This window comes from Shigella sp. FC1967, assembly GCF_001743005.1.
Taxonomy (GTDB): domain Bacteria; phylum Pseudomonadota; class Gammaproteobacteria; order Enterobacterales; family Enterobacteriaceae; genus Proteus.
Genome location: NZ_MIIZ01001377.1, coordinates 1 through 366, shown reverse-complemented (window position 1 = coordinate 366; position 366 = coordinate 1). Strand labels below are relative to the sequence as shown.

Genomic DNA, 366 nt, shown 5'->3' with positions numbered 1-366 from the left:
AAAAAAGAAATCTCTCTTACGCATTAGACTTTGCCTCCTTTAATCGCTTGCTGGGTCAGCTTGATCCAGTTCAACGGGTTTTCACAGTCAACATGGTTGCCAGCGGCACCAACTACCGTTTTGTATGCCTCCGAGCCTGCCGCTGTGTGTACTGCCAGCATAAACGAAAACATAGGGTCATTTTGCATGGTGCCAATCATCATTGCACTGGAAGTGTCTTTGAGCTGGCAGTTTTCAACCCGCAGATTGAGTACATCTTTTGCCACCATCTTACAGTCGGGACACACCTTCTCAAGGTTCTTGAGCTTTGCGTCGTCATTGAGCACATCAGGAGCCGCGATGGCAGTACCGGCCATACACAGCCCC

General features: G+C 49.5%; 1 protein-coding gene. It reads right to left on the bottom strand.

The window, feature by feature from the left end:
- Nucleotides 1-23: 23 nt before the first annotated feature.
- Nucleotides 24-366: hypothetical protein (locus tag BHE89_RS22170; RefSeq protein ID WP_286146390.1), on the bottom strand; the 343-nt coding region annotated here is incomplete at its 5' end.